18 protein-coding genes and 1 tRNA gene are annotated in these 20,681 nt (G+C 61.6%); 14 read left to right on the top strand and 5 right to left on the bottom strand.

The features are described 5' to 3' along the window. Positions 1 to 3: 3 nt before the first annotated feature. The 10 genes from F0P96_RS00705 (at position 4) to F0P96_RS00750 (ending at position 11,746) form a co-directional block, all read left to right on the top strand. The gene (locus F0P96_RS00705) at positions 4 to 1,656 is read left to right on the top strand and encodes a UxaA family hydrolase (protein ID WP_151076833.1); all 1,653 of its coding nucleotides are present in this window, start codon (positions 4 to 6) and stop codon (positions 1,654 to 1,656) included. 150 nt (positions 1,657 to 1,806) lie between these two features. Further along, entirely contained in the window at positions 1,807 to 3,246 is a 1,440-nt protein-coding gene (uxaC, locus tag F0P96_RS00710) for a glucuronate isomerase (RefSeq protein ID WP_151076834.1), read from the top strand. 179 nt (positions 3,247 to 3,425) lie between these two features. Further along, the gene (locus F0P96_RS00715) at positions 3,426 to 4,442 is read left to right on the top strand and encodes a sugar kinase (protein WP_151076835.1); all 1,017 of its coding nucleotides are present in this window, start codon (positions 3,426 to 3,428) and stop codon (positions 4,440 to 4,442) included. A 25-nt stretch (positions 4,443 to 4,467) separates the two neighbouring features. Next, positions 4,468 to 5,145, top strand: coding sequence for a beta/alpha barrel domain-containing protein (locus tag F0P96_RS00720; RefSeq protein ID WP_151076836.1), 678 nt, complete (start codon positions 4,468 to 4,470; stop codon positions 5,143 to 5,145). Positions 5,146 to 5,150: 5 nt separating this feature from the next. After that, entirely contained in the window at positions 5,151 to 6,515 is a 1,365-nt protein-coding gene (locus F0P96_RS00725; RefSeq protein WP_235917332.1) for an MFS transporter, read from the top strand. A 3-nt stretch (positions 6,516 to 6,518) separates the two neighbouring features. Beyond that, the gene (locus tag F0P96_RS00730; protein ID WP_151076837.1) at positions 6,519 to 7,001 is read left to right on the top strand and encodes a nuclear transport factor 2 family protein; all 483 of its coding nucleotides are present in this window, start codon (positions 6,519 to 6,521) and stop codon (positions 6,999 to 7,001) included. 94 nt (positions 7,002 to 7,095) lie between these two features. After that, on the top strand, positions 7,096 to 8,112 hold the full coding sequence (gene fbp, locus F0P96_RS00735) for a class 1 fructose-bisphosphatase (RefSeq protein WP_151076838.1): 1,017 nt from the start codon (positions 7,096 to 7,098) through the stop codon (positions 8,110 to 8,112). A gap of 57 nt (positions 8,113 to 8,169) precedes the next feature. Continuing rightward, a complete protein-coding gene (locus F0P96_RS00740) occupies positions 8,170 to 9,522 on the top strand; it encodes a Gfo/Idh/MocA family protein (protein ID WP_235917333.1) in 1,353 nt (450 codons plus the stop codon). A 73-nt stretch (positions 9,523 to 9,595) separates the two neighbouring features. Continuing rightward, positions 9,596 to 11,140, top strand: a complete 1,545-nt coding sequence (locus F0P96_RS00745) for an aldehyde dehydrogenase family protein (RefSeq protein ID WP_151076839.1) — start codon at positions 9,596 to 9,598, stop codon at positions 11,138 to 11,140. A gap of 210 nt (positions 11,141 to 11,350) precedes the next feature. After that, on the top strand, positions 11,351 to 11,746 hold the full coding sequence (locus F0P96_RS00750; protein ID WP_151076840.1) for a hypothetical protein: 396 nt from the start codon (positions 11,351 to 11,353) through the stop codon (positions 11,744 to 11,746). A gap of 60 nt (positions 11,747 to 11,806) precedes the next feature. Here the strand turns inward: F0P96_RS00750 and F0P96_RS00755 are convergent. Continuing rightward, positions 11,807 to 11,878: transfer RNA gene (locus F0P96_RS00755), tRNA-Arg, on the bottom strand. Between the two features lie 230 nt (positions 11,879 to 12,108). On the opposite strand from F0P96_RS00755, the gene F0P96_RS00760 reads away from it, so the two are divergent. Continuing rightward, on the top strand, positions 12,109 to 12,555 hold the full coding sequence (locus tag F0P96_RS00760; RefSeq protein ID WP_151076841.1) for an organic hydroperoxide resistance protein: 447 nt from the start codon (positions 12,109 to 12,111) through the stop codon (positions 12,553 to 12,555). Between the two features lie 77 nt (positions 12,556 to 12,632). On the opposite strand, the gene F0P96_RS00765 is transcribed toward F0P96_RS00760, so the two are convergent. The 3 genes from F0P96_RS00765 to F0P96_RS00775 form a co-directional block, all read right to left on the bottom strand. After that, entirely contained in the window at positions 12,633 to 13,508 is an 876-nt protein-coding gene (locus F0P96_RS00765) for a transglutaminase-like domain-containing protein (protein ID WP_160620064.1), read from the bottom strand. Positions 13,509 to 13,951: 443 nt separating this feature from the next. Beyond that, the gene (sucC, locus tag F0P96_RS00770; protein ID WP_151076843.1) at positions 13,952 to 15,160 is read right to left on the bottom strand and encodes an ADP-forming succinate--CoA ligase subunit beta; all 1,209 of its coding nucleotides are present in this window, start codon (positions 15,158 to 15,160) and stop codon (positions 13,952 to 13,954) included. 116 nt (positions 15,161 to 15,276) lie between these two features. After that, entirely contained in the window at positions 15,277 to 16,293 is a 1,017-nt protein-coding gene (locus F0P96_RS00775; protein ID WP_201743897.1) for a glycoside hydrolase family 113, read from the bottom strand. 151 nt (positions 16,294 to 16,444) lie between these two features. Between F0P96_RS00775 and F0P96_RS00780 the strand changes: the two genes are divergently transcribed. The 3 genes from F0P96_RS00780 (at position 16,445) to F0P96_RS00790 (ending at position 20,254) form a co-directional block, all read left to right on the top strand. Beyond that, complete coding sequence (locus tag F0P96_RS00780; RefSeq protein ID WP_151076845.1) at positions 16,445 to 17,107, top strand: ABC transporter ATP-binding protein; 663 nt, start codon at positions 16,445 to 16,447, stop codon at positions 17,105 to 17,107. Positions 17,108 to 17,415: 308 nt separating this feature from the next. After that, entirely contained in the window at positions 17,416 to 18,198 is a 783-nt protein-coding gene (locus tag F0P96_RS00785; RefSeq protein WP_151076846.1) for a hypothetical protein, read from the top strand. A gap of 124 nt (positions 18,199 to 18,322) precedes the next feature. Continuing rightward, positions 18,323 to 20,254, top strand: coding sequence for a RecQ family ATP-dependent DNA helicase (locus tag F0P96_RS00790; RefSeq protein ID WP_151076847.1), 1,932 nt, complete (start codon positions 18,323 to 18,325; stop codon positions 20,252 to 20,254). A gap of 70 nt (positions 20,255 to 20,324) precedes the next feature. Here F0P96_RS00790 and F0P96_RS00795 read toward each other — a convergent pair whose 3' ends face one another. Next, positions 20,325 to 20,624: a rhodanese-like domain-containing protein gene (locus F0P96_RS00795; protein WP_151076848.1), complete on the bottom strand. Its 300-nt coding sequence runs from the start codon at positions 20,622 to 20,624 to the stop codon at positions 20,325 to 20,327. Between the last annotated feature and the right edge of the window lie 57 nt (positions 20,625 to 20,681).

Here is a 20,681-nt window from a genome sequence, read left to right on the forward strand (position 1 = left end):
CTCATGAAACACTTAGTAGCCAAAATCCACCCCCACGACAACGTACTGGTAGCCCTGCAGGACCTGCCGGCCGGCACCACCATTCCGTGGGAGGATAGCGCGATAAAGACGGTAGCAGCCATTCCGGCCAAGCACAAGCTGGCGCTGCAGGACTTTCAGGTCGGCGACTCGGTGACGATGTACGGCGTGCTGGTGGGCAAAATCCGCGAAGCCATTCCGCTGGGCGGGTTGCTCACCACTTCGAACATCAAGCACGCCACCAACAGCTACGGGGAGCACGGCATGCACCGCGCCGCTTGGCCCGTGCCGAACGTGGAAAAGTGGCAGGACCGTACTTTCATGGGCTTTCACCGCCCCGACGGCAAAGTGGGTACGGCCAACTACTGGCTGGTGATTCCGCTGGTGTTCTGCGAAAACCGCAACATCCAGGTGCTGGAAGAAGCTCTGGTGACGGACCTCGGCTACGGCCGCCGCAAGAGCTACCAGCCCCAGACGCAAGAGCTGATTCAGCTGATGCAGGCCGGCAAGACGGTGGAGGAAATCCTGCAGACCGACCTGCAGACCTCGCTCGACGGCAGCCAGAAGCCCAAGCTGTTCCCGAACGTGGACGGCGTACGGTTCCTGACCCACGAGGGCGGCTGCGGCGGCATCCGGCAGGACGCGCAGACACTCTGCGGCCTGCTCGCCGGCTACATTACCCACCCGAACGTGGCCGGCGCTACGGTGCTGAGCCTGGGCTGCCAGAACGCGCAGGTGTCGATGCTGCAGGACGAAATCAACAAGCGCAGCCCGCAGTTTCTCAAGCCGCTCTACATCCTGGAGCAGCAGAAAATCGGCACCGAGGAGGCGCTCATCAGCACCGCCCTGCGCCAGACCTTCGCCGGGCTGATGCAGGCCAACGCCCAGCACCGCCAGCCGGCCCCGCTCAGCAAGCTGTGCATCGGGCTGGAGTGCGGTGGCTCGGATGGCTTCTCGGGCATCTCGGCCAACCCGGCCGTGGGCCACGTGTCCGACATGCTGGTGGCTTTGGGCGGCTCGGTGATTCTGGCCGAATTCCCGGAGCTGAACGGCGTGGAGCAGGAGCTGGTGGACCGCTCCATCGACAAGGAAACCGCTGAGCGCTTCAGCTCGCTGATGAAGGCCTACAGCGACTCCGCCGTGGCCGTCGGCTCGGGCTTCGATATGAACCCCTCGCCCGGCAACATCCGCGACGGGTTGCTGACCGACGCCATGAAATCGGCCGGCGCGGCCCGTAAGGGCGGTTCGTCGCCGGTAGTAGCCGTGCTCGATTACCCCGAAATGGTGACCAAGCCCGGACTGAATCTGCTCTGCACCCCCGGCAACGACGTGGAATCGACCACGGCGGAGGTGGGCTCGGGCGCCAACGTGGTGCTCTTCACCACCGGCCTGGGCACGCCCACCGGCAACCCCATTGCCCCGGTCGTGAAGATTGCCACCAACACCCCGCTGGCCAAGCGCATGCCCGACATCATCGACATCAACACCGGCACCGTCATCGACGGCGAGGAAACCATCGAGCAGGCCGGGGAGCGGATTCTGGACTACGTCATCCGCGTGGCCAGCGGCGAGGAAGTAGCCGCTGTGCGCCACGGGCAGACCGACTTTATTCCCTGGAAACGCGGCGTGAGCCTGTAAACTGATTCCCCTTCTGTCATCCTGAGGCGCAGCCGAAGGACCTTGTTACTGAAGAACGGCTGACATCGGATAGAGACTATCTGACGTGAGAAGGTCCTTCGCTCTGCGTACGCTAGATATAAGATGACAGGATTTCAACCTTTCCCCACCATGAAGCCTTTCCTCGGTCCCGACTTCCTGCTGCACACCGAAACTGCCCGCACGCTCTACCACGAGCACGCGAAGCAGATGCCCATCATCGACTACCACAACCACCTACTGCCCGACCAGATTGCCGAAGACAAGCAGTTCGACAACCTGACGCAGATCTGGCTCTACGGCGACCATTACAAGTGGCGCGCCATGCGCACCAACGGCATCGATGAGCGCTACATCACCGGCGACGCGTCGGACTGGGAGAAGTTTGAGAAGTGGGCCGAAACCGTGCCCCAGACCCTGCGCAACCCGCTCTACCACTGGACGCACCTGGAGCTGCAGCGCTACTTCGGCGTGACGGAGCTGCTCAACAAGGAGTCGGCCCGCCGCATCTACGACCACTGCTCGGCCCTGCTGCGCACGTCTGAGTACTCGGTGCGCAACCTGCTCAAGAAGATGAACGTGCAGACGCTCTGCACCACCGACGACCCCTCGGATTCGCTGGAGCACCACCGCGCCATTGCCGCCGACCCCTTCGGCGTGCAGGTGCTGCCCACCTTCCGGGCCGACAAAGCCATGTCGCCGGAAGACCCTACGGCCTACAACGCCTACCTCGACAAGCTGGGCGCTTCGGCGGCCGTCGACGTTCTGAACTACCAAGACCTGCTGACGGCCCTGCGCGTGCGCCACGACTACTTCGCCGCTTTGGGCTGCCGCTTGTCGGACCACGGCCTGGAGCAGATTTACGCCGCCGACTACACCGACGCTGACATCACCCGCATCTTTGCCAAGGTGCGCGGCGGCGAGCAGCTGGAGCAGCAGGAAATCCTGCAGTTTAAGTCGGCCATGCTGGTGTTCCTGGCGGAACTGGACTGGGAGAAGGGCTGGACCCAGCAGTTCCACCTCGGTGCGCTGCGCAACAACAACGCCCGCATGCTGCGCCAGCTCGGCCCCGACACTGGCTGGGACTCCATCGGCGACTTCCAGCAAGCCCCGGCCCTGGCCAAGTTCCTCGACCGCCTCGACACCCAGGACAAGCTGGCCAAGACCATCCTCTACAACCTGAACCCCTCCGACAACGAGCTGTTTGCCACCATGATCGGCAACTTCCAGGACGGGTCGGTGGCCGGCAAGATGCAGTTCGGCTCGGGCTGGTGGTTCCTCGACCAGAAAGACGGCATGGAGCGGCAGATCAACGCGCTGTCGAACATGGGCCTGCTGAGCCGCTTCGTGGGCATGCTCACCGACTCGCGCAGCTTCCTCTCGTACCCGCGCCACGAGTACTTCCGCCGCATCCTCTGCAACATGCTCGGCAACGACGTGGAAAACGGCGAGCTGCCCGCGGATCTGGAGCTGCTGGGCCAGATGGTCGAGAACATCTGCTACGGCAACGCCAACGAGTACTTCGGCTTCCAGCCGGTGGCCGCGGCCACTTCGGTGGCGGCAACCGTGTAGGAGCAGGTGGGTGCAAGCAACGACATTCCGTAGCTTGCTCTACCGCTGCCCGGCATCCGCCATCCGCCATTGACGAGCCGAACCGCGGCCGTCAATTCGCCTTCGAGCTTTGTTAAGCCGCCCGCCGGCTGATTTTTCAACGACCCTTTTGCCTGCGGCCAGTTGCGCAGGCCTTTCCTATGAAGCAGATTGTCACGTTCGGCGAAATCATGATGCGGCTCTCGCCGCCGTTGAACTACCGGCTGGAGCAAGCCTCGGCGCTGGAAGTAACCTACGGCGGCGGCGACGCCAACGTGGCCGCTTCCCTGGCTTGCCTCGGCCTGCCCGCTGCCCACGTTACCTGCTTCCCCGACCACCAACTCGGCCGCGCCGCGGTGCAGCAGTTCCGCCGCCTGGGCGTGGATATGCGCCACACGGTGTTCAGCGCCGGCGGCCGCTTGGGTCTCTATTTCCTCGAAGTCGGCTCGGCGTTGCGCGCCAGCACCATCGTCTACGACCGATTCGATTCGGCCTTCGCCAAGCTCGATCCGGCTGCTTTTGACTGGGAAGAGATTTTGAAAGACGCCCAGTGGTTTCACTGGACGGGCATCACGGCCGCCGTGTCGGCCTCGGCCGCCCAGGCCTGCCGAGACGCCATTAAGGTGGCCCGCCGCCTTGGCATCACCGTGTCGGCCGACGTGAACTACCGCCGCAACCTGTGGCAGTACGGCCAGCGCGCCCAAGATGTAATGCCCGAGTTGGTGGAAGGCTGCGACGTGGTGGTGTGCTCCGAAGGCGACGCCGACGACTTGTTCGGCATCAAGGCCGACGAAGGTGCGGCCAACAAGTTCGCCTCGATGGCCGAAAAGCTGATGCAGCGCTTTCCGCAGATCAAGCAAGTCATTGCCACCAAGCGCAAAACCCAGAGTGCCTCGCACGAACGCATCAAGGGCATGCTGGTGGAAGCCGGCCACGGCTACCAGGAAACCCAGTACTACGACATCACGCCCGTGGTCGACCGCATCGGCGGCGGCGACGCCTTTATTGCCGGCTTCGTCTACGGCGCGCTCCAGCTTGGTTCGGCCGAGGCAGCCCTGGCGTTTGCCACGGCTGCCTCGGCCCTCAAACACACCATTCACGGCGACGTGAACCTGGCCACCGCGGCCGAAGTAGCGCATATCGTGGCCGGCAACACCACCGGCCGCCTGCTCCGCTAACCTGTCTTTCTCATTCTCCTTCGCCATGCCCCTCGCTACCGACCACGTTCCGCAAGTTTCCTCCGCCGATGTGCTCCGGCGCGTGCAGCAAGCCCCGCTCGTTCCGGTGTTTTTTCACGCCGACCTGGCCCACGCCCAGCAAATTGTGCAGGCCTGCTACGAGGGCGGCATTCGGGTGTTTGAATTCACCAACCGCGGCGCCAACGCCTTCGAGGTGTTCAGCAAGCTGCGCGAATTTGTGCGCGAAAACTGCCCCGACATGCTGCTGGGCATCGGCACCATCTACAACGCCAAAGACGCGGAAGCCTTCATCATGGCCGGCGCCGATTTCGTGGTGCAGCCCATTACCACCGCCGACGTGGCCGCCATTTGCCGCCACCACGACGTAGCTTGGGTACCGGGCGTACTCACGCCCAACGAAATCTTCCACGCCACCCGCCTGGGCGCGGCCATCGTCAAGATTTTCCCCGGCAGCGCCGTGGGCCCCGACTATGTGAAGGCCGTGCACGGCCCCATGCCAAACGTGAAAATCATGGTAACCGGCGGTGTGGAGCCCACTACCGAAAGCCTGCAGGCTTGGTTTGGGGCCGGCGTCACGGCGGTGGGCATGGGCTCCCAACTCTTCAAGAACGCCGACGACCTGGGCGCCCTCAGCCAGCGCATAGCCGCACTGATGGCCTTCGTGGAAACCGTTAAGCACTAACCGCCATGCCTACTACCACCCCTTCTTCGGTGCAACCACCCGCCCGCGCCGCGGTGCAAGGCGGCATGAGCAGCTACCGCTGGACCATCTGCGGCCTGGTGTTCTTTGCCACCACCGTCAACTACCTCGACCGGGCCGTTATTTCGCTGCTGAAGCCCTACCTGGAAGTCGAGTTCAAGTGGAACGCGGGCGACTACGCCAACATCGAAATTGCCTTCAAGCTGGCCTACGCGCTGGGCATGCTGGGCGTGGGCCGCATCATCGATAAGCTGGGCACCAAGCTGGGCTATGCGCTGTCGACGTTTCTGTGGAGCCTCGCCGCTATCGGCCACGCGTTCGTCAACAGCACGCTGGGCTTTTCGGTAGCCCGGGCCTTCCTGGGCATTACCGAAGCCGGCAACTTCCCAGCGGCAATCAAAACCACGGCCGAGTGGTTTCCGCAAAAGGAGCGGGCCCTGGCTACCGGCATCTTCAACTCGGGGTCCAATGTGGGCGCTATCATTGCGCCGCTCACCGTGCCGCTCATTGCCGAATCCATCGGTTGGAAGTGGGCTTTCGTGATTACCGGCGCGCTGGGTTTTGTGTGGCTGGCGCTGTGGTTCTGGCTCTACGAAGTGCCCGCCCGCCACGCCAAACTCACCAAAGCCGAGTTCGACTACATCCACAGCGACGTGGACGATTTGGCCGCGGCTTCCATCAAGACGCAGCCGAAAGTGTCGTGGTTTAAGCTGCTCACGTTCCGCCAAACCTGGGCGTTCGTACTCGGCAAGTTCCTGACCGACCCCATCTGGTGGTTCTACCTGTTCTGGTTGCCCGACTTCCTCAACAAGCAATACGGCCTGAAAGGCACGGCGGTGTCGCTGCCGGTGGCGGTGGTGTACATTCTGTCGAGCGTGGGCAGCGTGGGCGGCGGCTGGATTCCGCTAAACTTCATCCGCAACGGCTGGCCGGCCTTCCGCGCCCGCAAAACGTCCATGCTGCTCATCGCGCTGTGCGTGTTCCCGATTGTGTTTGCCCAGCAGCTCGGCCAGATCAATATGTGGCTGGCGGTGCTCGTCATCGGCATTGCGGCAGCGGCGCACCAAGCCTGGAGCGCCAACATCTTCACCACCGTGTCGGACATGTTTCCCAAGCGCGCCGTGGCCTCGGTTACGGGCATCGGCGGCATGGCCGGCGGGTTGGGCGGCATTCTGCTGTCGGCTTTGGTGCAGAAGCGCATGTTTGTGTACTACGAAAGCATCAACCAGCTCGACAAAGCCTACTTCATCATGTTCTGGATTTGCGGCGCGGCCTACCTGCTGGCCTGGGTGCTGATGCACTTCTTGGCCCCGCGCATGAAGCAAATCGACCTCGACGAACCCGCCCGCTAAGCCATGAAACGACTTTTTTCGCTTGCCACGCTGGTGCTGCTGGCCGCACTGCTGGGCCTGCAGGCCCAGCCCAAACCCGACAAGAAAAATATGGCGGCCCAAAAGGAAGTAGAAGCCCTGGAGCGGCAGCGCTTTGAGGCCCAGGTGAAGAAGGATTACGCCTTCCTGGAAAAAGTATTTGCCGACGACCTGGTGTATACCCACTCCAACGGCAAGCAGAACGGCAAGGCCGATTACATCCAGTCGATTCGGGACGGCAAGAGCGTGTACGACAAGATTGAGGTGGAAGCCCTGAACGTGCGCGCCTACAACGACGGCAAAGCAGCCGTGGTGAACGGTACCATCACCATTTACCAGCCCAACAAGCCCGACGGCACGCCCAACGTTGCTCACCTCAAGTACGTGGTGGTGCAGATCAAAGACCCGAAAAAAGGATGGCAGGTAGTGCTGTGGCAGAGCCAGAAGCAGCCCGAAGCCAAAAGCTAATTCGTCCTTATTATTTCACAAGCCGGCCGGGTTTCCCTTTGAAAAGGAGGGAAGCCGGCCTCCGCTTTGCCCATTCATTTCCACCGCAGCTGCCATGAGCACCCCCGACGAAGACCTGATTGCCACCCCCGTCGGTACGACGCTGGAGCGCTACATCATGCGCAAGCAGGCCGAGTTTCCGTTTGCCACCGGCGAGTTGTCGCAGCTGCTGCGCGACATTGCCCTGGCCGGTAAAATCATCAACCGCGAAGTAAACCGGGCGGGCCTCTCTGATGTGACCGGCGCCTACGGCCGCGAAAACGTGCAGGGCGAGCAGCAGCAGCGCCTCGATATGGCCGCCCACATTCGCTTCGTGCGCGCCTTGCGCAACGGCGGCCAGGCCTGCGCCGTGCTGTCGGAAGAGGAGGAAGGCATTATCTACACCAGCAACGACCACGCGAAATACGTGGTGGCCATGGACCCGCTCGACGGCTCGTCCAACATCGACGTGAACGTGCCCATCGGCACCCTGTTCTCGATTTACAGCCGCATCACGCCCGTAGGCTCCAAAGCCACCGAGGCCGACTTCCTGCAGGGCGGGCGGCAGCAGGTAGCCGCCGGCTACGTGCTCTACGGCTCCAGCACCATGCTCGTGTACACCACCGGACACGGGGTGGTGGGCTTCACCTACGAACCCTCGCTGGGCGAATTTTTCCTCTCGCACCCCGAGCTGCGCATTCCGGCCGTCGGCAAAACGTTTTCCTGCAACGAGGGCTACTGGTTTGAATACCCGGCCTACGTGCGCACCTTCCTCGAAAACTGCAAGCAGCGCCGCCTGACCGGCCGCTATATCGGCTCGTTGGTGGCCGACTACCACCGCAACCTGCTCACGGGCGGCATTTACCTGTACCCGCCCACCGGCAAAAACGCTTCGGGCAAACTGCGCCTGCTCTACGAGTGCTACCCGCTGGCACTGCTCATCGAGCAGGCTGGGGGCGTGGCCTCCACCGGTACCGAGGCCGTACTCGACGTGACGCCCACGCACTTCCACCAACGCGCGCCCTTGTTTATTGGCTCCTCTGAGCTGGTAAATGAGTTACTGGCTTGCGCCGCGGCGCCCATGCCGGCCTAGGTTCGCTCCGTTGCTTTGCTCACGCCTCGTTCTGTTCGCACTTAACTTCCTCGCCCCGTGGACCAGACCTACACTTCTTCCCGCCGGGATTTTCTGCAGAAGTCGTTGCTGGCCACGGCCGGCCTGTTGGCTGCCGATTCACTGTCGGTGCTGGGTGCTGCGCCGGCCCGCAAGCGGCGGGTGGCCATGGTGGGCACCGGCCACCGCGGCACTGGCATGTGGGGCACGCAAGCCTTGAAGGAGCACGGCGACATCATCGAGTTCGTGGGATTGTGCGACGTGAACAAAGGCCGCCTCGAAACCGCCAAGAAGATGATGGGCGTCTCGTGCCCCACCTTCACCAACTTCGAGGAGATGATGCGCAAGACCAAGCCGGAGCTGCTCATCGTCACCACCGTCGACGCTACCCACGACCAGTTCATCATCCGCGGCATGGAGCTGGGTGCCGACATCCTGACGGAAAAACCCATGACCACCGACGAGGGCAAGTGCCAGGCCATTCTGGATGCCGAGCGCCGCACGGGCAAGAAGGTCACCGTCACGTTCAACTACCGCTACTCGCCGCACCGCCAGAAAATCTACGACTTGCTGCGCCAGGGCGCCATCGGTACCGTTACCTCCGTCGATTTCCACTGGTACCTCGACAACCGCCACGGCGCCGACTACTTCCGCCGTTGGCACCGACTGGTGGAGAAAAGCGGCTCGTTGTGGGTGCACAAGGCCAGTCACCACTTCGATCTGCTGAACTGGTGGCTGGAGTCGGAGCCCGAAACGGTGTACGCCTCCGGCGCGCTGGAGAACTACGGCAAAAACGGCCCGTTCCGCTTCAGCAACTGCCGCCCGTGTCCGCACAAGGCTGCGTGCCCCTACTATTGGGACATGACCAAGGACGCCCGCCTGATGGCCCTTTACGCCGCCAACGAGCAGCACGACGGCTACCTGCGCGACGGCTGCGTGTACAAGGAAGACGTGAACATCTGGGACAAGATGGCGGCCACCATCCGCTACGCCAACGGCGTGCACGCCAGCTACTCGCTCACCGCGTACTCGCCCTACGAAGGCTACCGCATTGCCTTCAATGGCACTAAAGGCCGCATCGACGCGTGGATTAAGGAATCCGGCGCCATGAAAATGGAGCCCTACGACGAAATCATGCTGTCCCACAACTTCGGCCAGGTGGAGTACATCCAGATTCCGCAGGCCGAAGGCCACGGCGGCGGCGACGTGCTGCTGCGCGACCGGGTGTTCCGCAACCCCACCAGCCCCGATACTTACCGGCAGTCGGCCGGCAGCCGCGACGGGGCCATGGCCGTTCTCATTGGCGTGGCGGCCCGCAAAAGCATGGCCAGCGGCCAGCCCGTGCGCATCGCCGCCCTCACCGACCTCAAGCCCGCCGCCGTAAAAGCGTAGCTTCGGCGGCACCTCGGGGCATTACTCGTTTCACTCGCGGAGGCTTGCTGTTTCGCCTCCCTACTCCGTTCCCATGTCCAAAATCGTTTCGCCCCAGGTCGAATTCAGCGGCCTGATGGCCCAGGTCAAGCAGGTTACGCCCGAAATTCTGACGCCCGACGGCCAGTTTCTGAACCTGATGGAAGGCCGCTGGCAAGAGCCCGGCACCCCGCGCGCATTTCACTCGCCCGTCGATGGCTCGGCCCTGGGCGCGCTGCCCATGCTCGACCGCGACACCGCCCTGCGCGCCGTGCGCGCCGCCAAACAGGAAGCCGGCGAATGGGCCACCGTAGACCTCGACGAGCGGCGCCGCCGCGTGCAGGACTGCCTCGACCAGCTGCGCCAGCACGTGGAGCTGACGGGCAAGCTGCTCATCTGGGAAATCGGCAAGACCTACAAGCTGGGCTTCACCGATATTGACCGCGCCATCGACGGCGTGCAGTGGTACGTCGACAACATCGAGCCCATGCTTGGCTCGCGCAAGCCCTTGGGTTTGGTGTCGAACATCGCCTCGTGGAACTACCCCATGTCGGTGCTGTTGCACGCGGTGCTCACGCAGGTGCTCTGCGGCAACGCCGTCATTGCCAAAACGCCTACCGACGGCGGCTTCATTTCCCTGAGCTTCACCTTCGCCATTGCGCGCCGCTGCGGCCTGCCCGTGACGCTGGTGAGCGGCGCCGGCGGCGAACTGAGCGACGTGCTGGTGAAAAACGACGCCATCGACTGCCTGAGCTTCGTGGGCGGGCGCTACAACGGCCGCAACATTGCCGACGCCCTGGCCCAGAACGACAAGCGCTACATGCTGGAAATGGAAGGCGTGAATACCTACGGCATCTGGAACTACTCCGATTGGACCGCCATGGCCGACCAGCTCAAGAAGGGCTACGACTACGGCAAGCAGCGCTGCACGGCCTACGTGCGCTTTGTGGTGCAGCGCAGCCTCTTCCCGCAGTTCCTCGAAACATATTGGGAAGCCATTCGCAGCCTGAAAGTGGGCAACCCCACGCTCGTCGACAATGCCGGCGACAAGCTGCCCGAACTGGCCTTCGGTCCGGTCATCAACAAGGCCCAGGCCGAAGACCTTGACCGCCTCTACGCCGATGCCCTGAAAACCGGCGCTACGCCCATTTTCGAAGGCAAGCTCGATAGCAGCCTGTTTTTGCCCGGCCAGGATATGAGCGCCTACCGCGCCCCGCGCGCCCTCGTAAACCTGCCGCGCCAGAGCGAGCTGTACTTCAAGGAGCCCTTCGGTCCGATTGACTCCATTGTGCTCGTCGACCGCGTGGAGGAATTGGTAGGGGAGATGAATATTTCGAACGGCGCGCTGGTAGCCGCCGTGGCTTCCGACGACCAGAAGTGGGCCGAGCGCACGGCGAAGGAAGTGCGCGCCTTCAAAGTGGGCATCAACAAACTTCGCTCGCGCGGCGACCGGGAAGAGGTATTCGGCGGCTTGGGCGAGTCGTGGAAGGGTGCGTTTGTGGGCGGCAAGCTGCTGGTGGAAGCCGTGACCCAGGGTGCTCCGAACGAGTTGGTGCTGGGCAACTACCAGGATGCTACACTGCTGCCGGAGAAAATCTAGCAACGCTTTCTAACGTGTACGCTAGCGGTGCCGCGGCTTTCGGGTCGGGGCACCGCTTTTGTTATGGCGCGGGCTCAAAGTAGCGTGGTCCGGCACCTCACCCATTGAAAACCATTATTGGCATCGTGACCACAGCCATTGGGACAAAAGCATGACATTGGCTGCGGAGGCTGGGTAGGTTTGTTCCATCAACCGCTTGCAACTGCCCCCATGAAAGTCACTCGCTTCCACCTCGCTGCTTTCCTGATTGTCTTGTTAGGTGCCCTCCTGAGCCTCTCAGGCCCGGCGCGTGCTCAATCCCAATCCGATCCGGGTTCGGTCGAAGGTCGCGCCGGCACGTTGACCGCCTACTACAACCGGGTACTGAGCCTGACGCCGCAGCAGTACCGCCCTGTGTACCGCGCAACCCTGCAGCAAGTGCAAGCCCTTGATAAGGTGCAGGCCCAGGGTGTAGTCACGGCCGCCGCTCTCGACCGCATCGAAGAAGACTTCCTCGACCACGTGCAAAGCACGTTAACGGTCCGTCAGTTGAGCCTGTTGCTGGCCCTGCGCACGCACCAATCCGCCGATCAGCCGTCCAGCCCCATCGTGCTGAGCAATCGGTAAAATGCTTGTCGGTCCTGAAATGAAAAACCCTTCGTATAGCGCATACGAAGGGTTTTTTAGTGGCCGCGCCAGGAATCGAACCTGGATCAAGAGCTTCGGAGACTCCTATACTATCCGTTGTACTACGCGGCCGGTAGTGGGCGACAAAAGTAGAGAGAAAATGCGGCGCGGGCAACCATGCGGCTGCGCTTTATCGGCGTAGGGAGCTAATTAATCGGGCAAAGATTTATTCCAAGCCTTGCGCGCAGATGCAAGTAACTCAGTACCAGATTCGGCGTGGGAGTAGTAGGGGAATAACCAAATGGCCGAAAAGGCAGTTAAGCCTACCTACGTTCCGAAACACAACCACTACACCACTCCCCATGAAAACCCTGTATACGGCCGAAGCTACGGCCACTGGCGGCCGCAATGGCCAAATTCGCTCTTCCGATGGCGTTATCGACATGGCTATGTCGGTGCCGCAGGGCCTAGGTGGTAAGCAAGGCGCCACCAACCCCGAGCAGCTTTTTGCGGCCGGCTACGCCTCCTGCTTTCAACAAGCCCTGTTGGTAATTGCCCAGCGCGACGGACAGCGCCTCGATCCACAATCAACGGTGCAGTGCGCCGTGTCGCTCACGCAGGAAGGGGAGGCCTACGGTTTGGCAGTGACGCTCGACGTCGACCTGAAAGGAGCCGCCGATGCCGACCGCATGGTGCAGGAGGCCCACCGCATCTGCCCGTACTCGGTAGGTACCCGGGGCAATATTGATGTCCAGCTTAAGGTGAACGGCCAGCCCGCCAAAGTAGAGGCGACTGAAAAGGCTAGTTAAGCGCGCAAACCCAACGCCAACGCCCCGGAACAAGCTTTGTTTCGGGGCGTTGGCGTTGGATAACGTAGACAGGCAAATCAGTTCGCCGGACTCTGCGGCTCCTGCGCCTGATAGGTTTCGAATGGGTCGGCGTAGAACGTGGCTACCGAATGAGTGTAGCGAATGTTGTGCAGCCGCGTGGTACGCTGAAAGACCACCGGTTTTTTGGCGCCCACCGGCACCAGCATCAGCCCGGCCGTGGACGTCTTGCTGCCAAAGCGGTTGTCCAGCGGCGTGTCGAGGTAGTAGAGGTATTCCTTGAGCCACTTGAAGTAGAACTTCCATTTGGCGTCAGTGGACGTCAGGCCGCGCAGATTCGCCGCATCCGACGTCAGGGCCCTTTGGAGTTCCACGGCGTTGAGCGGGGTGCCATCCTGCGTGGGAATAACGTCCCACTGCGCGTCAACGAGCACCCATTTTTGCTGCTCGCGCAGCCAAGCTTCGGTTGCTACGTGCCCAGCGGCCTGCCCACGGGTTTCCGAGTCGGCGGTTTTCAGGTACAGCGGCCGCGCCGGAATGCCCACCGACTGCAACGCCGCCGCCAGCACGATGCCGAATCCTTCGCATTGCACTTGCTGCTCCATCTGGGCATCCTGCAGGATACCCATTGGATCGGTTTTTTTGGTAGGAATGTGGCCGTTGTGCTGCAACCGACCATGCACCCAGGCGCACACGGCCTGCGCTTTTGCCAGGTCGGTGGTCTTGCCGGCTACCGTAGCGTCGAGGCCGTACCGGTCGCGCATCGTCTCAAGGTAGGTATCGTCGAAGCTCCCAAACTGAAAGTTGTAGGTAGCGGCATCGGCAGTAGCTACAAAGGGCAGAGGCTGGGAAACCGAAGGCTCAGACTGCGCCAGGAGCGGGGTACTAAAGCAGCAGCCGACAACAAGCAACAATCCAGTAAAAGTATTACGCATTGTGGGCGGAGTTACATGGGTGGAAGCTGACAAACGTGCGAACATGCCTGTGGGTTGGGCATTCTGCCACGTTTGTTGACCTGTAGCAAGTACATCCATTGCAAACGAGCATTAGCGGCTGGTTTGCAGACACCAGAAACGGTGTAGGGTGCCTTCAAATGTAATACGACAAATATATAATATAACTTAAAATATATGTGATTGAGTTTTTACTGTTTTTTTTGTAAGGAATATTATTTGCGAAGTTGAAGCTTGACGCTGTCGGCGCTAAGTTCTTGGCAATGAATAGGTGAAAGAAAGAACCATCAGCCTCCGCTAATCGAGCTATAGTATTGCCCCACTCTGAGCTTGGCGAAGTTGTTGGATTGGCACCGGTATAGAAGATGAAAAAAGCCCTGCCGGAGTACCGGCAGGGCTTTTCCCTGAAAGAAAATTAGGCAGACCTAGGCGTTGGCGCCGGTCATGGCCAGTACTTCTTTTACTTTCTGAGCGGCGTCTTTCAGCAACACGGCCGAGTACACCTTCAGGCCCGACTCGTCGATGATGCGGGCGCCTTCCTCGGCATTGGTGCCTTGCAGGCGCACGATGATGGGCACGCGGATGTCACCGATATTCTTGTAGGCTTCCACCACGCCGTTGGCCACCCGGTCGCAACGCACGATGCCACCGAAGATGTTGATCAGGATGGCCTTCACGTTCGGGTCCTTCAGGATGATGCGGAAGCCAGCTTCCACGGTCTGGGCGTTGGCTCCACCGCCTACGTCGAGGAAGTTGGCCGGCTCGCCACCGCTCAGCTTGATGATGTCCATGGTAGCCATAGCCAGGCCAGCGCCGTTCACCATGCAGCCCACGTTGCCGTCGAGCTTCACGTAGTTCAGGTTGGAGGCCGAGGCTTCTACTTCCAGCGGGTCTTCCTCGTTGGTGTCGCGCAGGGCCACGAAGTCTTTGTGGCGGTAGAGGGCGTTTTCGTCGAGGGTTACTTTGGCGTCAACGGCCAGAATCTTGTTGTCCGATGTTTTCAACACGGGGTTGATTTCGAACATCGACGAGTCGGTGTCGTCGTAGGCCTTGTAGAGGGCCGTCACGAACTTCACCATCTCTTTCTGGGCTTCGCCGCTCAGGCCGAGGTTGTAGGCAATTTTAGCGGCCTGGAAGGGGCGCAGACCCACGCGCGGGTCAATTACTTCCTTGTGGATCTTCTCGGGGTGCGCTTCGGCTACCTCCTCGATGTCCATACCGCCTTCGGTGGTGTAGATGATGACGTTCTTGCCCGACGTACGGTCGAGCAGCACGCTCATGTAGTATTCCTTCGGCTCCGAGTCGCCGGGGTAGTACACGTCTTGGGCCACCAGCACCTTGTGCACCTTGCGGCCTTCGGCGCCGGTTTGCTTGGTTACCAGCTGCATGCCGATGATCTGGCCGGCAATGTCTTTCACCTGCTCCAGGTTTTTGGCGAGTTTCACCCCACCCCCTTTGCCGCGGCCCCCAGCGTGAATCTGGGCTTTGATGACGTGCCAGCTGGTGCCGGTTTGCTCGGTGAGCTTCTTGGCGGCTTCTACGGCCTCGTCGGCCGTTTCGGCCACGATGCCTTCCTGCACGCGCACGCCGTAGCGCTTCAGAATGTCTTTGCCCTGATATTCGTGAATGTTCATACTGGGACTGGAGGTGGGTTTCGGGTTCCGGAAATCTGCCCGCGAAAGTAGGCAAAATGCAGCCAGCGCGGAAACCGATGCTGGAAGTAGTTGGCTGCCAGTGCAAACGTTTGAGGCTACTGCCCATACCAGCGCGCCAGCACCTGCTCGGCCGGCTGGTGTTGGGGCGTAAAGTCGGCGCGGCGGCGGGCGGGGCTGTCGGGACGCAGGCCGGGGTACCACTTCCAGATGAACACGCCCGCAAACCACGGCTGCCGCCAGCAGGCCCGAAACAGGGCCTCGTAGCAAGCGGCCTGTGCGGCGGTATCGATGGGGGCGGGCTGGCGGCCATTGGGCCATTCCCAGGGCGCGGCGGCCGCGGCCGGTATGGCGCGGTAGCCGGCTTCGGTAAACAGCACCGGCCGCTTGAACTTGCGCTGCACCCGCGCCATTTCCCGCAGGTATGGCTGCCAGCCCTGCCGCAGCGTGGCTGTATCGGGGCGGGTGGCTTTGCTAAGCGGGAAATAGGCTTGGACACCGATGTAGTCGAGCGCGTCCCAGAATTGAATTTTCTCGTATTCGTCGTGCCAATTGGCCGCGTAGGTGAGCTGCCCCCGGTACACGCGCCGTATCTGCCGAATGAGTTGCCGCCATTGCTTTTCATGGCCTACCGACGTATGCCGCAACTCGGTGCCGATGCACAGGGCCTCCAGGTGGTGCTGCTCGGCCAGCCGGGCATAGTGCAGAATGAATGTCGTGTAGCTGGCAAACCACTGCTGCCAATCGGCGGCGGTGCGCATTTGAATCTGGCCCGGCCATTGGCCGCGGGCCCGCAGCCAGATGTGGGGCTTGAGCATGGTGCGGATGCCGTGACGCCGCGCCAGCCGGGCGGTGTGCACCAAACCGCTGTCGGCTTCTCCCCAAAAAATGCGCCGCCGGCCGCCCGTAACCAGCGTTACTGCCGGGGAGGCCGAATCGGCCTGCCAGCCGAAAGGCGTTTGGGTGAGCCAGGTAACGTGGCAGCGCTCCAGTTCCAGAATTTCGGCCTCGGTCGTGGAATCGGAGGCTACCCAGCTCACGCCGCGCAGGCGCTGCGCCGGCGGTACCTCGACCGACGCCGACGCTGTGGCCGGCTGACCGCAGCGGTTGCTCATCAAGCAAAGAAGCACCAGCAGCAAGCCGCTGGCGCCAAGCATCCGTATAAGCCCCGAACTACGCATACGGGCAAGATACGCCGCAATCGGCATGTCGGCTTTCTGCGTAGCTTTGCTTGCTTTTTCTCCCGCCTTTTAACGCTTATTCGGTTTGCTGCAGGCCGTTAACATCCGCAAACGCTACGGTTCGCTGGAAGTGCTCAAGGGCATCGACCTGACCATCGAAAAATCCGAAATCGTGTCCATTGTCGGCTCCTCGGGGGCTGGCAAAAGCACGCTGCTGCACATTCTGGGCACCCTCGACGACCCCGACGCAGGCGAGGTCCTGTATGAGGGCGAAAGTATTTCGTCGCTGAAACGGGCCGATATGGCGCGCTTCCGCAACCGGCACATCGGCTTCGTGTTCCAGTTTCACAACCTGCTGCCCGAATTCACGGCCCTCGAAAACGTATGCCTGCCGGCTTATCTGGCCGGGCGCTCGGAGAAAGAAACCCGCGTGCGGGCCCGTGAGTTGCTCGGCATGCTCAACCTCGACCGCCGCGCCGACCACAAGCCCTCCGAAATGTCGGGCGGCGAACAGCAGCGCACGGCAGTGGCCCGCGCCCTCATCAACTCACCCGAAATCATCTTTGCCGACGAGCCCTCGGGCAACCTCGACTCGCAGAACGCGCAGGACCTGCACCAGATTTTTTTCCTGCTGCGCAAGGAACTGGGGCAGACCTTCGTCATCGTGACCCACAACGACCAACTGGCCGAAATGGCCGACCGCAAGGTGGTCATGAAAGACGGCTACATCATCGAGCAGAGCCGCTAGCAGCCGCTCCGTTTTTATTCGTTTGAAAAGCCGCCGCGTCGAGCCAGACGCGGCGGCTTTTTTTGCGTACACGGCTCAGGGCTGAGGCTCTTTTTGGGTCCAGATGAACGCAAAAAAGCTGGTTCATAAGTGGCGAAAAGATATTGGCTAATGGTTTTAGCTTTTATGTTTTTGAATGTTGTCCGTAAATAGTTGATAGTCAGATATAAAAATTGCTAAAAAATGGGCTCATTTTTGCACCATTATTTTAGTCGATGCGTTATCTTCACGTAACACAGAACGTACTACAGGGACTAAAGAACAAAGCCATGACTGAGGCACAGAAAGACAACACCAAAGCACCGATTCGCAAGCTGAAAGCCGAGAGCTACGACATCTCGCGTTCGGACGAGACGCTGTCCTTGGCTAAGGATCTGGCGAACTTCATCAAGGAAAACAAGCTCACCACCGCCGTGCAGGGCAAGGAGTTTGTGAACGTGGAAGGCTGGCAGTACGCCGGCTCGCGCCTGGGCATTGTGCCCATCGTCGACCACGTCATCAACATGAGCACCGACACCGAAATCAAGTACCAGGCCAAGGTGACGCTGTTTGACATGCGCAGCCAGCACACCGTGGGCGCCGGCTTTGCCATCTGCTCGAACAAGGAGCAGGGCAAAAAATTCTACCAGGAATTTGCCATTGCTTCGATGGCCCAGACGCGCGCTATTGGCAAAGCGTACCGCAATATCCTGGCCTGGATCATCCGCGCTGCAGGCTACGAGCCCACGCCGGCCGAGGAAATGGAGTACGGCGGCAACACGCCCGAAGCCAAAGCTGCGCCGGCTGCAGTAGAACCTGCACCCATGAAGGCCATTCCGGCCGAGCAGCCTGCACCTGCCGTTGCTGAGCCGCTGGCGCCGGCAGCTTCCTACGCCACCGCGCCGCAGAAGGAAGAAATCATCCGCCTGCTGAACCACCCGGTCATCACCCGCCAGGAGAAGACCAAGATGTTGCTCAATATCAACAAACTAGACCAGGAGCGCGCCAACTCGGCCATTGCCAACCTGAAGAAAACCATCGAAGGCCGCGAAGGCGACCAAGCTGCAGCCTAAGCATTCAGTCCTTCGGTTTCAAAAGCCCGGTTCCGTTTTGGAGCCGGGCTTTTTTGTGTTCGGTGCGAAATGATGGGCCGGGTTGGGTAACTTCGTAATTGCATACAAAACCGCTTTATCTACCGTGCCCGCACCTACCGACGATATTCTCTCCGTTCTGCGCCAGCATTGGGGCCACAGCGCGTTTCGGCCGGGACAGGAAGACATTATCCGGGCCGTGCTGGCGGGACATGATGCCCTGGCGCTGCTGCCCACGGGCGGCGGCAAATCCATCTGCTTCCAGGTGCCGGCCCTCAGCCGCGACGGGTTGTGCCTGGTCATCTCGCCGCTGATTGCGCTGATGAAGGACCAGGTGGAAAACCTGCGCAAGCGCGGCATCAAGGCCGAGGCCGTGTACGCCGGCATGAGCCACCGCGACATCGATCAGACGCTGGATAACTGCGTGTACGGGCCGGTGAAGTTCCTGTACGTGTCGCCGGAGCGGCTGCTGACGGAGATGTTTCGGGCCCGCGTCGGCCGCATGAAAGTGCAGCTCATTGCCGTCGACGAAGCGCACTGCCTCTCGCAGTGGGGCTACGATTTCCGGCCACCGTATTTGCAGATTGCGGCCTTGCGCGAGCTGCTGCCGGGCGTGCCGGTGCTGGCTCTTACGGCTACGGCCACTGAAGAAGTGCGCCGCGACATTCGCGAAAAGCTGCAGTTCGGTCCCACGGGCCAGACGTTTCAGAAAAGCTTCCTGCGGCCCAACCTCTCGTATTCGGTGCAGCACACCGAAGACAAGCTGCGCCGCCTGGTGGAAGTGCTGCAAGGCGTAGGCCCAAACAAAACCTCGGTGGTGTACGCCCGCACCCGCAAGCAAACCGAAGACGCCGCCGCGTGGCTGCAGCAGCACGGCCTGAAAGCCGCCGCCTACCACGCCGGCCTGCCGCCCGAGCAGCGCACCCGCGTACAGCAGGACTGGACCCAAGACAAAACCCGAATAGTAGTAGCCACCAACGCCTTTGGCATGGGCATCGACAAGCCCGATGTGCGCTGCGTGGTGCACCTCGACGCGCCCGATTCCTTGGAAGCCTACTACCAAGAGGCCGGCCGCGCCGGGCGCGACGAGCAGTACGCGTTTGCCGTGCTGCTGTGGGCGCCCAACGACGGCGACGAAATGCGCCGCCGCACCCTGCAGGCCCACCCGCCGCTGGATGTGGTGAAGCGCGTGTACCAGGCCCTGGCCAACTATTCGGGCACGGCCACCGGCGGCGGCGAGATGGTGGCTTTCGACTTCGATTTGCAGCAGTTTGCCCAAACCTACCGCCTCAAGCCCCTGGACGTGCACAACGCCATGCGCACCCTGGAGCGCGAAGGACTGGTGCAGCTCAACGAAGCCGTGTTCAACCCGGCCAAAGTCTTCATTCCCATCGACGCCCGCGACCTGTACCGCTTTCAGGTCGACAACGCCCGGCACGACCAACTCATTAAAGCCGTTTTGCGGCTCTACGGCGGCGAGGTATTCAGCTCATTTCAGAGCATTTCGGAAGGGGCCCTGGCCCAGCACCTGCGCTGGAGCACCACCGAAGTGCGCAAGGCGCTGGAGTTTCTGCACCGCTCGGGCATCGTGCAGTTTCAGCCGCGGCACGAGTCGCCGCAGGCTATGTTTACCACGCCCCGCAAAGACGCCGACCGGCTGCCGCTGAATGTGCCGGCGCTGGAAGCCGGGCGGGAGCGGGCCCTGCGCAAAACCGAATCGGTCATCGGCTACGCCACCGGCACGCGCTGCCGGCAGCAGCTGTTGCTGGAGTATTTCGGCGAACTGGACAGCCCGCCCTGTCGCATCTGCGACCCGTGCCTGGCCGAGAAACGCCGCCAGCGGGCCAGCGAGTCGGCGGGGGATTTGCGGCAGAAGGTGTTGAAAGTGCTGCGCAGCACCCCGCGCACGCCGCGCGAGCTGCTGGCCGGCTTCGCTCCGGCGCAAGCAGAAACCCTCACGGTGTTGCTGCGCGACTTGGTGGATACCGGCGCGCTGCGCTACCACGCCAACGGGCAGCTGGGCGTAGCTTCGGCGTAGATGTAAAAAGCCAAACGTCGTTCCGAGCCCAGGCTCGGAACGACGTTTGGAAAGGGCCAGACTTTCTTGACTACCCGGCGTTGTAGGCGTTGATGCCGCCCACGAGGTTGCGCACGTGGTCGAAACCGTGCTGCTGGAGCAGGGCCTTGGCCGTGGCCGAGCGGCCGCCGCCTTTGCAATGCACCACCACTTCGGTGTGCTTAAGGTCTTCGAGGTCTTCGATCTTGGTGGGCAGCTCACCCAAGGGAATGTTGCGGCTGCCGTCGATGCGGCTTTCCTCGTATTCCCACGGCTCCCGCACGTCGATAATAATGGGGGCCTGTTGGTTTTGCTGACGCTCTTTCAGTTCGGCAGGGGTGATGTCGTTCATGAAGCAGGAAAATAGGTGGCGTGGTGGAGTACGGCTGAGCGCGCCGAAAGGTGGGGC

It is taken from the genome of Hymenobacter busanensis (genome assembly GCF_008727865.1).
GTDB lineage: Bacteria > Bacteroidota > Bacteroidia > Cytophagales > Hymenobacteraceae > Solirubrum > Solirubrum busanense.